At 53.7% G+C, this 13,019-nt stretch carries 7 protein-coding genes and 1 pseudogene; 6 read left to right on the top strand and 2 right to left on the bottom strand.

Going from position 1 to position 13,019, the window contains the following annotated elements:
- Positions 1–403, bottom strand: a pseudogene (locus tag M7R55_RS05280) (glutathione synthase); the annotation flags it as partial.
- Entirely contained in the window at positions 400–1,743 is a 1,344-nt protein-coding gene (gshA, locus tag M7R55_RS05275) for a glutamate--cysteine ligase (protein WP_298219175.1), read from the bottom strand. The pseudogene M7R55_RS05280 and the gene gshA, both read right to left, overlap by 4 nt.
- Before the next feature lie 326 nt (positions 1,744–2,069).
- On the opposite strand from gshA, the gene M7R55_RS05270 reads away from it, so the two are divergent.
- The 6 genes from M7R55_RS05270 to M7R55_RS05245 all read left to right on the top strand — a co-directional run bounded on the left by M7R55_RS05270 (position 2,070) and on the right by M7R55_RS05245 (position 12,902).
- Positions 2,070–2,507, top strand: coding sequence for a response regulator (locus M7R55_RS05270; protein ID WP_298219172.1), 438 nt, complete (start codon positions 2,070–2,072; stop codon positions 2,505–2,507).
- A 76-nt stretch (positions 2,508–2,583) separates the two neighbouring features.
- Positions 2,584–2,946, top strand: coding sequence for a response regulator (locus M7R55_RS05265; protein WP_298219170.1), 363 nt, complete (start codon positions 2,584–2,586; stop codon positions 2,944–2,946).
- 19 nt (positions 2,947–2,965) lie between these two features.
- Entirely contained in the window at positions 2,966–3,481 is a 516-nt protein-coding gene (locus M7R55_RS05260; protein ID WP_298219169.1) for a chemotaxis protein CheW, read from the top strand.
- A gap of 78 nt (positions 3,482–3,559) precedes the next feature.
- A complete protein-coding gene (locus tag M7R55_RS05255; protein ID WP_298219167.1) occupies positions 3,560–5,575 on the top strand; it encodes a methyl-accepting chemotaxis protein in 2,016 nt (671 codons plus the stop codon).
- 194 nt (positions 5,576–5,769) lie between these two features.
- Positions 5,770–12,342 carry an Hpt domain-containing protein gene (locus M7R55_RS05250; protein WP_298219165.1) on the top strand — a complete coding sequence of 2,191 codons (6,573 nt, stop codon included), beginning with the start codon at positions 5,770–5,772 and terminating at the stop codon, positions 12,340–12,342.
- The gene (locus M7R55_RS05245; protein ID WP_298219163.1) at positions 12,339–12,902 is read left to right on the top strand and encodes a chemotaxis protein CheW; all 564 of its coding nucleotides are present in this window, start codon (positions 12,339–12,341) and stop codon (positions 12,900–12,902) included. Before M7R55_RS05250 ends, M7R55_RS05245 begins: the two co-directional genes overlap by 4 nt.
- Positions 12,903–13,019: the final 117 nt, after the last annotated feature.

Genomic DNA, 13,019 nt, shown 5'->3' with positions numbered 1-13,019 from the left:
GACACAAGTCCGGATAATGCTGGGCCAGCAGTTTTTCATTCGCTGCGCGCAACGCATTGGGGCGATTGGCAACCAGAACCCCCCGACGCTCGGCCAGCGCTAACAGAGCGGTGACATAGTGATAGTTCAGGGTTACGGGCGGATCCTGACGCTGAATGATGATGTCGAGTTCGTCCAGATCCTGTGTTTGAGCGGGACCGAGTTCGAACCAGTCGGTGTTGCGATCAAATACCGTAATGGGGTGCATTCGCGAGCGAGGACGGCCTTGCTCGGCATGCAGCCAGTCTGGTTCCAGATAGAACACGGACCACCCGCGACTTTGTGCAGCCAGCAGCAGGGCAAAGGAGGTGTCCTTGTAGGGTTTGATCCGGGCTATGGGATCCATCAGGATGCCGATTTTCATGCGACCTGGGTCTCAACGGTTTCGGCTTCTGCTTCACGGATCGACTGGTATTCGTAAGCCGCGGCCAGCAGAGCAAGTCTGGCAACCACACCGTAAACGTAGTGCCGGTTGCGCTCGCTGTCGAGGGCGCATTCCGGGGAGGGCAGGCTGCAGGCCTCGTTGAAAGGCAATGGAACAAAGGCTGCGCCAGGGGAGTTCAAACTTTCATTGATACCCTTTTGTGTGTGCACACGGTAGAAGCCGCCGACGACGAAGTGATCAACCATGTAGATGACCGGTTCGGCCACGTAGCGGTCATCGTCCGGATGAATGGATACCTTTTCGAAGCTGTGGACGCCTTCCTGGATCAGTACCCGATCGATACCTAACCCCTCCTTACTCGCACTCATGCGCGTGCGCTGCTTGCGATTGAGTTGTGTGATGTCGTCCGCGGATTGCGCGGTCATCACGCCCATGCCATAGGTGCCCGCATCTGCCTTGATGACGACGAACGGCTTTTCCTTGATCTGATACTCGTCGTATTTTGCCTGAATCTCGGCCAGCAGTTCCCCAACCTGAGACTGCAGGCAGGTCTCGCCCTCGCGTTTGAGAAAGTCGATGTGCCCGCAGTCGCGCATCAAGGGTGATAAATACCAGGGGTCGAGATCAATGGTCGCACAGAGCTCCCGAGTCAGTTCCTGATAGATCGAGAAGTGCTCGAATTTCGAACGTTTCCACCAGCCGAGCTCGATGGGGGGGATCACGGTCTGTTCAAGTTCACCCAGAATTTCCGGGCGCCCGCCTGAGAGATCGTTATTCAGCAGAATGGTGCAAGGAGAGAATCCATCCACTTCGATGCGCCTGCCCACGCGGCGAATGGGGTGTTGCGTGAGTGTACGCCCGGAGGGTAGATCAAAATGGACTGGTTCTGTGATCGGCTCCAGTGAGCCGACGCGCACCCCGAAACCTGCCATTTCAACGAATGCGACCAGTGCAGCCACCGATTCGAGATAAAACAGATTGCGTGTGTGGCGCTCGGGGATGATCAGGATGTCCTTTGCTTCCGGACAGGCGTGTTCTACAGCGGCCTGAATGGCCTGCACCATCAGCGGATCGAAAATATGATTGAGGTTGTTGAAGCCGGCCGGAAAAAGGTTGGTATCGACCGGTGCGAGCTTGAAGCCAGCGTTCCTCAGGTCGACCGACGCATAAAATGGCGCGGGATGTTTGAGCCATTGAGCACGAAACCAAGCTTCGATTTGCCGGTGGCAGCGGATGATGTGGGATTCGATATGCAACAAGGGGCCACAATAGTGGGCGTCCAGTTCGGGGTGTGGTGTGCGCAGTGCTTCAGAAGGCATTATTGGTATTTCTCTATTATGTATCAATAGGTTGGGTGTCGCGTTTTGTGCCGGTTTTACAGGATGTAAAGAGGTAGCATACCTGTTGTCGATTCGCTTGTGGCAATCGGTCAAAGCGCAGTACGGGCAAAGAAAATACACCAATCTGCGCGATTTAGATGTGATTCAGCGTGAATTTGATACGAGGCGAGGCCGGTCGGCCCCGTTGTAAACTTGGACACAACGCGAATTAATTGCCAAAGTAGCTTGCCTTGGGTACATTTGCTCCATTGGATTTTGTGAATCGCCTGTTTAACTGGCTTCCCAACACTTCTGGGTATCTCACCATGGATCAATTGAACGAAACGACAGCCAGCACTCTTGCGTTCCCCGGGCTCAAAGTCCTGATTGTCGATGACAGTAAAACCATTCGTCGTACCGCAGACAGCCTGCTTTCTAAGGCGGGTTGTGTTATCGAAAGTGCGGTTGACGGCTTTGATGCATTGGCAAAAATCGGAGATTTTTCGCCCGACATCGTCATTATCGACATTTTGATGCCACGACTTGATGGCTATCAAACGACGGCAATTATCAAACACAACGCGCGGTTCTCCCGGACGCCAGTCATCCTGCTGTCGAGCAAAGACAGTATCTTCGACAAGGCTCGGGGTAACATCGTCGGCGCGTCCGATTATCTGACCAAACCGTTTACCAGTGAAGAGCTCTTCGGCGCCATCAGTCGGTTTGCTACCGAGGTTGCGGGCGCGTCTACCAGCGCAGCTTGATTCTTAAAGTGATTTATCGAGTGGATTGGTTTTGACGATTTTTGGATGAATTGAAATTTTGTAAGGGAAGGTTACTGTGGCACATATCGTTGTTATCGATGATTCACCAACTGAGGTTTATGTTCTGCAAACAATGCTGGAGCGTAATGGACATCAGGTTTCGGTGGCGAAGAATGCTGAAGAGGGCATTGCTTTGGTCAAGCAGGCCCAGCCGAATGCCGTGTTGATGGATGTGGTCATGCCCGGCATGAACGGATTCCAAGCGACACGAGAGTTGAACAAGAATCCAGAAACATCACACATCCCCGTCATCATTGTGACAACCAAAGATCAGCAAACCGATAAAATATGGGGCATGCGACAAGGTGCCAAAGATTACCTGGTCAAGCCGGTCAAAGAGGCGGACTTGATGGGTATTCTCGGAACTGTGCTCCATTGACTCAAGTCGGGGGTGACTTGTGAATCTATTTGACTATCTGTGTTGGGTTGAAACCGAAGCGGCCGCCCATGCGGTCGGTATGCCAAAGACGGATAAGGTCGAGTCAACCTGGCAGGCTGTGCTGTTCCGTGCAGGTGGTAGCAGAATGCTGGTGCCATTGGTTCAGGTTCGGGCCATTCTTCCCCCGCCCCGGCAGGTTCAAATCCCAGGCGCCAAGCCTTGGGTTGTCGGCTTGGCCAATATGCGCGGTGAGTTGACCGGGGTTTACGATCTGGCGCGGTTGTTCTTCGACCTCCCATCGGAACCCGGCCGACACTCAGTCGTCTTGCTTGCCAAAACGCAGCGGTTCAGTGCCGCTTTCATTGTCGACCGTTCCTACGGTATTCGTCAGATCCCGTTCAGTGCAGAGCGCGCCGTGAAGGAACCCCATCTGCAAGGGGTTTTAAGGGAAGTGAGCATGGAAAATGACTGGTTGCCGATCTTGAATCTGGACGCACTGACAGACAGCGATCAGTTCATGAATGCGGTTGCCTGAATACATTTGGATGGTGATTGTCGATCGATTTCACAACAGGGATTTGGCCTGTTATACAGCTAGGAGTGGGCAGTAGCTATGAGTCTTGGAGTTAAGTTGGGCGGCCTGAGCCGTCAGGTCATCACGCTGGTCGTGGTCGCAGCTATTACCTTGTTGGTCACGGTTGCGATTTTTATTCTTTCCGCAATGAACGACCAGGCCCTGTTGGAACGTCGTCTCGTGGCTTCCCAGCTTGAACGCTTGTCACAGGAAATGACAATTGAGACGCTGCGCGCCGTTCGCGGCAACAAGGCTTCTTTCGATACTGTGCTCTCCCTGCGCGCCCAGTTCATCTCCGATCTGAATGCACTCAGTGGAAAAGACCCCAAACGACCAGCCGCAGGCGTTCCAAACGAGCGTAAAGCTGAACTGGCCAAGGTTCAGAAGAGCTGGGATGAATACAACCTCGCCTTGGCCAAGGTGCTTGAAGGGCAAAAAGCGATTTTGGGTGTGGGTGATCTGGCCTCTCAAATCAACCAGTTGCTGCCGGATCTGTTGTCGAGTTCCGACGAAGTGGTGCAAACCCTGATTGCCGCTCAGGCCAGCCCCCAGGTTGTCTATCTGGCCACTCGGCAGCTCATGCTGGTCGAGCGTATCGGTTTGACCATGGGTGAAATCACATCGGGCGGACAGAACGCTGCAAATGCCTCTGACCGATTCGGGCGTGATGTGGCCTTGTTCGGTGGTGTGTTGAATGGTTTCCTGAATGGGAATCGGATGGCACCACAAATCAACGATCCTGCAGCGCGGGCGAAATTGCGTGATGTGGCGGTGTTGTTCGCCACCGTCAACCAGGGTGGTTCTGATCTGCTTTCCGAGGCACCGACTTTACTGGCGGCCAACCAAGCAGCGATCAAGATCGACAAGATTGCCGGTGCGTTTACGGGCGATGTATCCAAGCTTTCTTCCACTTTGGCTCAGGATCAGGTGAACGCTGGTCAGTTGGCTTATTTCGGTTATCTCACCGGTTTGATCGTGCTGTTAATGCTGGCTTGGCTTGGCGTGGTGTTGGTTCGGGATTCTCGTTATGCGATGAAGATGACTGAAAGTCAGAATCAACGGAACCAACAAGCCATTTTGCGTCTGCTCGACGAGATGATGACCTTGGCGGATGGGGACTTGTCCTCACATACCACGGTGACCGAGGATATTACCGGTGCGATTGCCGACTCGGTCAACTACTCGATCGATGCGCTGCGAGATCTGGTCGGGACGATCAACGACACCTCCGTTCGCGTAGCCAGCGCCGTACAGCGTTCACAGGCCGATTCGCGTGCGCTGGCGGAAACTTCTCGCGTACAGGCAGAGAAGATCAGCTCGGTATCCGATGCCATCGCACAAATGTCCGATCAAATCGAAGCGGTATCCTTCAATGCCCAACAATCGGCGACGATTGCGCAGTCTTCAGTCGACGTGGCGCATCGTGGTGGTGACGCCGTGCGTGAAACGATTACAGGCATGGCCAACATTCGTGAGCAGATCCAGGAAACGGCCAAACGGATCAAGCGGCTGGGTGAATCTTCCCAGGAAATTGGTGACATCGTTGGCCTGATTACCGATATTGCCGACCAAACCAATATTCTGGCCTTGAACGCTGCGATTCAGGCGGCCATGGCCGGTGAAGCGGGGCGTGGTTTCGCGGTGGTTGCCGATGAGGTTCAGCGTCTTGCGGAACGTGTTGGTAAAGCGACACGTCAGATCGAATTGCTGGTTAACACGATTCAGACCGATACCTCGGAAGCCATGTTGGCGATGGAACAAACCACGACCAACGTGGTTAGCGGTGCAACTCTGGCTGAGAATGCAGGTAAGGCACTTCGTGAGATTGAGACTGTTTCACTGAACCTTTCTGAGCAGATCAGTGAAATTGCGAAGGTTACTGAGCAAGAAGCGCTTGTGGCTACGAATCTTCGACAAACAGTGAACAACATTCGAGCTGAAACCCAGGAAACAACGGACAAGGCGAGTCGCGCAGCGGATGAAATCGGTGCGCTGGGGTCTCTGTCGCAAGAGCTTAATAACTCGGTGGCCGGTTTCAAGATGCCTGATCGCTAGTATCCAACCGTTGTTATCCCTTACAACGTGAGGGTGTTTATTTCGATTCGTGACCAAGGCTGTCCTGAGATGTCACGGGTCGGATTCGAATTCTTAAAGAATGATCGTTTTCTTAAGTCGTTCGGTCGGCTGAAAAAACGACGGATTCGGTGGTCATAGGACTGTCGATCACATCCTAGGAGCGGTTTGTGACTATGCGCACAGAATCAAAGGTGGACTCAATTGTTCTCGATTGGCTCAGGGAAGGGCTGAACGAGAAAATCGATCAGTTACTGCGCGCACTTGAAGATTTGAGCAGCGGTGCGGGCGGTAATGAGCTCGTTTTTGAGTCCTTGCAGGCTGTCAAAGCCATTGATGCCGTTCTGGCTGTCTCCGATTATCAACTTTTACGCGTCATGCTCAAAGAGCAAATGTCCGCGCTCACTCAGCTGGAAACCAGGCCTGAACAAGCTGCTTCATTGGTTATGGCAGTGACTGAAGCAGCGTGGATTCTGCGTGCTCTGCTGGATCGGTTGAGCGTTGGTGCCACGGTAAACGCCATGAGTTTGCTGCCGATGATCAATCGATTGAGACTGGTACAAGGGCTCCCGGAAGTCGATACAGTCAATGTGTTGGTTCGGTCGGCCGTACTGTGGTCAGAGAGTCGCGTATTCGTTAATCCCTATGTCGGGCAGGTTGCCGCCAAACCGGGGGAGAAGATCCAGTCGAATCAATTACTTGCTTCTATGGAGCAGCAGATTCTTCTGCTGATGCGCGGTGACGTGGCCGCGATTCCTGGGTTGATCCAGACGTTTGATCGGATCATCGAACGCGAGGTCAATCGGTCCGTTGTCGTGGCCACTCGTTCCTTTGAAGAATTGCTGGGCGTAGTTCACCAGGATCAGGAACGTTATCTGCCTTTGGCCAAGCGTATGATCGGGCGCGTGCTCCGATTGTTCCGAATGGAAATCCACGGGCGTGATTCTCTGCTTATCCGTTTCGAAGCAATTGAGTTTGCGACGGATATGCTCCTTGAGTTGGTGCGTGTGCTGCCGGAAGACCGTGAGTTGTGTGGAGAGCGGCTCAGCTACTGGTACGAACTGCTCTCTACTGAAGGTGAACGTGTACGCTTCTTGGGACTGGAAACATCTGCCCTGACGCAGGTTTCTGAAGTTCTGACCGAAGAGCTTAATGCGGCACAAGATGTGCTTGATTTGTTTGTTCGTGGTGCCAAGTCTGATCTTGAGCCTCTGATGCGGATTCAACCCAGACTCAAGCAAATCGTTGGCGTGCTCGCCGCTTTGAATTACGAGCATGAGTCAGCATTGATTCAAGGGGCATTGGAGCACCTGATTCAGGTGACGCGCGGAAGCGTTCTGCTTGATGATGATTTCCTGATGCAAATGGCAGTCGCGATCATGACCACTGAGCAGGTCGTGTCGCAAATCGGGCAGTTGATTGTGGACGATTGCGAGTCGTTGACAATGGTTAATCGGGTTGTTTCCGAGGCACTCGTGCCATTGGCTACCGCGTGTTATGAAGATGTTGTCGCGTCCAAGGAAGCTGTCAATCAGGCGTTGAAATCCAATGGGCAATCGGCGAGTCCGGCTACGCTTGCCCACGCCGTGCGATTGATCGCTGGTGTGCGCAATGTGCTCGAAATGGCCGAACTCAGAGCGGCTATGCCCTTGATTGATGGTGTATACCGCTGGCTTTACCAGCATGTCAGTAATCTGCAGCTCGTCAACGCTGAGACTCTGTCGGCACTGGCCGAAGTATCCGCGGCCGTTGAGTTCTATCTCGAAAATCTGCGCGACCATCAGAAGGAAATGGAGCAGTTTTTGGATGGTGCCTTGCTGCTGCTGCCTGTGTTGGATAAAGGATCAGAGGCTATCGAAGGCGATCTGGCCCGAGAAATCCACGAACCGGAAAATCTCGACCTCGGCATACAAATTCCGATCAATGAAGAGCCTATGCTGCCAGTGGATGAGTCCTTGGCCAGTATGGAAGAGCTCATCGCGCAGTTGTCCATGCCGAGTCCAGACGAGTTGATTGAAGAGTTAGAAGCCTCCGAAGTCCTCCATGCTGAAGAAACAGCAGTTGATGACATAAAGGTAGAAACCCTCGACCTGCCGGAAGCAGTAGCGTCAGCTTCCGTTGAGAGCGGTGAACTGCAGCCTCCAGAACCTGGACTGGATGAAGTCCTCCTGCTGGAGGTTTCGAAAGAAACGATCTTTGGTGGAGGAGCCGATCAGCGCTCGCAATCTGAGAGTGAGCCGGAAACGGTGTTCGTCGCTCCTGAAACAATCGAAGAAGTGTCGATAGAAGAGCCATTCAGCGAACCGGCAGGGGATTCCATTGAGTCTGCCCCCAATATCAGCGATCAGCAGCTGATAAAAAGTGAGCAGGAGACCGAATCAGTCGAGGAAGCGGCTATTGAAGAGTCTGAAGTCGAAGCGGAGGCAAGTATTGATCTGTCCACAGTGTGGACACTGGAGTCACCAGTCGATTTGGAACAACGTGAGTCTGTACTCGAACCGGAATCCGTTGAGACCCCGGGAGCGGAAGTCGAACCGTTACCAGACTTGGAGACACTCGAACTTTCTCTGCCTTCGGCGGAGCCGAAACCAGTTGAATCATCATTTGAGTGGTCACTGCTGCACGATGCTTCCGATCCTGCAATCGACTTGTCACTTCCACCGGGTGAACCCCAAGAACCTAACCAAGAACCTGAACAACCATTCTTACTGGCGGACACTTTCACTCCTGATCTGACGCTCGAAATCCCTTCATTGCCAGATACTGAGCAAGTGTCTGCGCCCGAACCGGAAGTGGAAACTGAAATGGTGTCCGGTGCCGAGGTGGTACAGACCGGTGCCGCTTGCTCAGAATCAGGGTTTGAAGAAACTCTGGATGATCTTGCGATCGAGATGCGGGAAGTTTTTGCAGAAGAGATGCAAGAAGAGGTGCCAGCGCTTGTGGAAGCGGCCAAAGCATGGTCCAACCAAGGTGGACGAGATCATCTGGTCACAATTCGTCGTGGTTTTCACACCATCAAGGGTAGTAGCCGGATGGTTGGTTTGACCGCGATTGGCGATTGGGGCTGGGCCTTTGAGCATCTGCTGAATCAAGTTCTGGACGACCGCATAACCAGCACACCCGCGTTGCGTGCCGATGTGCTCTCGGCCGTAATGCTGATGAACCAGGCATTGCCGGTCTTATCCAAGGGGCAGCAACCCCCCGTGACGTATTGGCAGGAGTCGTTGGGCTGGGCTGAGGCCTGGAGCAATGGTCAGCCAGAGGGTGAATACGCCTCCGAACCTATCGTTATGGGATCAACCCCTGAAGCTGAAACTCCAGTTATAGCGGCTGATATTCGCTCGATTGAGACGCACGAACGTGTAGAAAAAGTACCGCCAATAGGTGAGGATGGTCGGCCTGAGGAGGTCTCGCCGTCAGGTGAACTGGCCCATGAAGCAGATGTGTTCGAGGTTGAAACTGCTTTCAATCAGGAAGTTTCGCCCGATACTCATGCCGAAGCCGAAGCCGAAGCCGAAGCCGAAGCCGAAGCCGAAGCCGAAGCCGTGCACATTGAAGAGTCACCAATGGCGGTCGTCATTGATGCTGAACATTCGGGTTGGTCATCGTCCGGTATTGACGAAGTTACTGCTGCTGCCGAGCCTGAATCGGAGCTTGAGGAGGAGACGGCTCAGGAAAAAATGCCTCAGCCATTATCGGTTATTGAAGATCCGGTATTGCGGGAAATCTTCGACCAGGAATCCTCGGGTTATATCCAGCAGTTGCGGCTGCAGATTGATCACGCTGTGATAAATCGGGTTTCGCTACCCTGTGACAAGGAGTTGGTGCGGCTGGTTCATACACTACTGGGTTCAGCCAGAACGGCGGGTGTTCAGTCGATCGCACGGATATCTAACCGGCTTGAAGAGTGGACTCGGTTGCTTGAAGAACACCACCGCTCACTTGTACATGCGGACCTTGTGTTATTCCAGCGTTCGTTGTTGATGATGGATCGTATGCGTCAATGGGTGATTGAGCCGAGTTTAGATCAACCGGATGAAGAACAGATCGAAAGCGAAATTGCCGCGCGTTTCGATCAGGTTTTGGTCGAATTGTTTTCAACTGATACCTTAACGGAATCAGTGGTGGATGAGCCCACTGAATTTGCTTTGCGGGCAGAGGGAAAGTCCCCAGAGGAAGAAAATGCCGAAACTCTTCAGGCGGCGCCAGAGGCTTCAGCGCCTTTCTTCGAGCGAAACACCGATATCGGTATGTCCGTTCGTCCCGACGATATGCCGGGAGATCAGGATCCGGATATTCTGCAAATCTTCCTGGAGGAAGCCGAAGAGTTGCTGGAAAAGGCGGATGGGTACATCGCCCACTGGCGTCAGCACCCGCACGATCTCGATTCCATCCGGTTGTTGCATCGGAACCTGCACACCCTCAAGGGTGGTGCACGCATGGCGGGTTTGTTGAATCTGGCCGATGTTACCCACTTGCTGGAAGATCGGCTAGATCGAGCCAGAGATCAGGGCGGTGAACAGGTCGATATACTGATTGCCTTGGTTCAACACACTTATGATGCCTTGAGCAAGATGCTGGATCTGGTTCGACGTCAGGCACCGATTCCTGCCCAGATCAAGTTGTTGTCCGAAATTGCGAACGAAGATTCGGCTCATGCAATTCAAGCACTTGTCTCGGAAGATGAAGCGTTGCGGGAACCAGTAGCAGCTCAGTTAGAAGAGCCTGCCACAGTTGCTCCATTCGAAAGGCCGGTTGAAGCTGCTGCTGTGCCGGCAGTTACCGAGTCAATCGAGACGACCGAGTCGGCCGACGCCACAGCGCCCCATGCTACGGCAGTTGCGAACGAAGTGCGAAGAGAGCAAATTCGTGTTGAAGCGGACCGGATCGATGAATTGGTCAACCAGGTTGGCGAGAACGTCCTGTTGCAGGCCCGTGTGGATCGACAGGTCAATGGTTTCGAACGGCAGTTATTCGAGCTGCAGCAAACATTGACTCGTTTACGCGGCCAGTTGCGTCGTCTGGAGATTCAAACCGAGTCGCAGATGAAGGCTGAATTGATGGCTGAAACGGGCTTGCGTGCTGAGGAATTCGACCCACTCGAATTCGACCGGTTTACGCAGGTTCAGGAGCTGAGCCGCGGTATCATGGAAAGCTTGGGCGATATTTCGAGTATCGAAGAAGCCATGAGCGATATCACCGAGCAGTCTCAGTTGCTCTTGCTGCAGCAGTCCCGTTTAGCGCGCAAACTGCAGGATGGCATGCTGGCACTGCGTATGGTTCGCTTCAATGACGTCGTTGGGCGTTTGCGCCGGATCGTCCGTCAGGTGGGTGATGAAATGGGGCGTAATGCCGAGTTGATCATCCACAATGGCGAGACCGAGCTTGACCGATTCACGATCGTAGGGTTGCTGCCTGCACTGGAACACATGATCCGCAACAGTCTGGCTCATGGGATCGAGTCTCCGGATGAGCGGCGGGTTCTGGGCAAACCGGAAGTGGGACAGATCGAAATCACTATTGAAAGCGCGGGCGGTAACGTCACGCTGGAGATGAAGGACGATGGTCGGGGACTTGATCTGGATACCATTCGTCGCAAGGCGGTTGAGCGCAAGCTGGTTTCGGCCGATATCGACCTCTCTGATGATGAAGCACGCGCCCTGATTTTCCTACCGGGCTTCTCTACTGCGGGCAACGTGTCCCAGGTGGCAGGCCGCGGTGTGGGTATGGATGTGGTTGCAGGCGCTGTCCGGGAGATGGGCGGTTTTGTCGATTTGCAGTCCGAGTTCGGCAAGTTCACACGGATTCAGCTTAACCTGCCGTTGACGCAGGCCATGACACGCGGAATTCTGGTCTCGGTTGGTGACGACCAATTCGCTATCCCGTACAAGGGCATCGTATCTGTGACCCGGATGACTTCTATGCAGTTGGCCGAACAGTATGCGAGTCCGAAACCGGCTGTGACTCTGAATGGCGAGCAATATCCCTTGTTCTATCTGGGCGAGTTGCTTGGTCGTGAACCGCATAATGTCAACCCAGAGGAAACCGGAGTGAGGCCTGTCTTCCTGTTCAAACTCGGTGAACGACGTTTCGCCATACAGGTAGAACACCAATTGGGTGGTATCCAGTTGTTCGTGAAGTCGTTGGGACCACAGCTTGGTCGCATCCCGGGCCTTTCCGGGGCTACGATTTTCGATGATGGCAATGTGATTCTGGTGCTTGAGCTATTCGAACTGGTGCGCCAGTTCCAGCGTCGGGATGATCGTCATCTCGACCTTACCGCACCAGCTGGAGGACGTCGTCGTCGTCCTGTGGTGCTTGTTGTAGACGATTCACTGACCGTGCGCAAAGTTACCGCACGCACACTGGAGCGGAACAATCTGGATGTGATCCTCGCACGAGATGGCGTCGAGGCACTGGGCTTCCTGCATGAACAAAAACCGGATGTGGTTCTGACCGATATCGAAATGCCGCGGATGGATGGTTTCGAATTGTTGGGGGCCATCCGGAACGACGAGCAGACGCGTAACGTGCCGGTCATCATGATTTCATCGCGAACTGGTCAGAAGCACCGTAACCGAGCGGAAGCGTTGGGTGTGAGTGCCTATTTGGGGAAACCTTATGCCGAAGCGGATTTGATCGAGCGAATCGAGAGCTTTATTACGGAGGCTCGTGGTCGGACGGGAGCGGGTGCCGTTGCACTGGCTGGTGGACCAGCTTTCCAGAAGAACAATGAGGAGCAGGGATGAGTAATTCGGACGAATCCATGATCGTTGCCGGAGCTGCGGCTACCAGCGAGAGTCATACCAGTGAAGGGATGGGATCGGTGGCGTCGAAAACCGTACGGATCGTGCGCCTGCCGACACAGGTCAGTGAGATGGAAGTGATTGTGCCCTATGCCATGGTGGCGGAGATCACCGAGGTCATGCTGCCGGAAGGTGGCACACATCTGAGTCGACAGGATGCGGCCATGGTCGATTGGCGTGCTCAGCGGATACCTCTGGTCAGTCTGGAGGCTATGCTGAACGAACCATTGCCCACGATTGGTCAGCGCGTGCGTTGTGTTGTCATGTATGGCACTAATCCTGACATTGCCTTACCTTATTACGCCGTACTGCTCTCCGGTGTTCCCCGTTCAGATGAAGTAAACGCACAAAGCTTTACTGAAGATGTTTCAAGCGAGGGCGGGTTCTGGCATTCGAGTGCGAATATGGGCGGGCGGCGTGTTGGGATACCCGATATTCGCTTGCTTGAATTGCAGATTGACGAGATGCGTCTGCGGTTTGATCGGGATACGACTTCTGCCTGAGGCGGTGCTTTTTAATCAGTTTGATTCCCCAAGAATGCAAAGCCCCCATTCATTGGGGCTCATCTTGTCAGTCTCTCCCAATCCATCAGGCTTATCCCTCTCGGACCTGGCTATCCT

It is taken from the genome of Halothiobacillus sp., assembly GCF_027346185.1.
In the GTDB taxonomy this organism is placed as follows: domain Bacteria; phylum Pseudomonadota; class Gammaproteobacteria; order Halothiobacillales; family Halothiobacillaceae; genus Halothiobacillus.
Note: the sequence above shows the minus strand (reverse complement) of the source record. Positions and strands in the feature narration are given on the sequence as shown.

Excerpts from the sequence above, each read along its gene's own strand:
- gshA (WP_298219175.1), bottom strand. The coding sequence starts at position 1,743 with ATGCCTTCTGAAGCACTGCGCACACCACACCCCGAACTGGACGCCCAC.
- M7R55_RS05270 (WP_298219172.1), top strand. The coding sequence starts at position 2,070 with ATGGATCAATTGAACGAAACGACAGCCAGCACTCTTGCGTTCCCCGGG.
- M7R55_RS05255 (WP_298219167.1), top strand. The coding sequence starts at position 3,560 with ATGAGTCTTGGAGTTAAGTTGGGCGGCCTGAGCCGTCAGGTCATCACG.
- M7R55_RS05250 (WP_298219165.1), top strand. The coding sequence starts at position 5,770 with ATGCGCACAGAATCAAAGGTGGACTCAATTGTTCTCGATTGGCTCAGG.
- M7R55_RS05245 (WP_298219163.1), top strand. The coding sequence starts at position 12,339 with ATGAGTAATTCGGACGAATCCATGATCGTTGCCGGAGCTGCGGCTACC.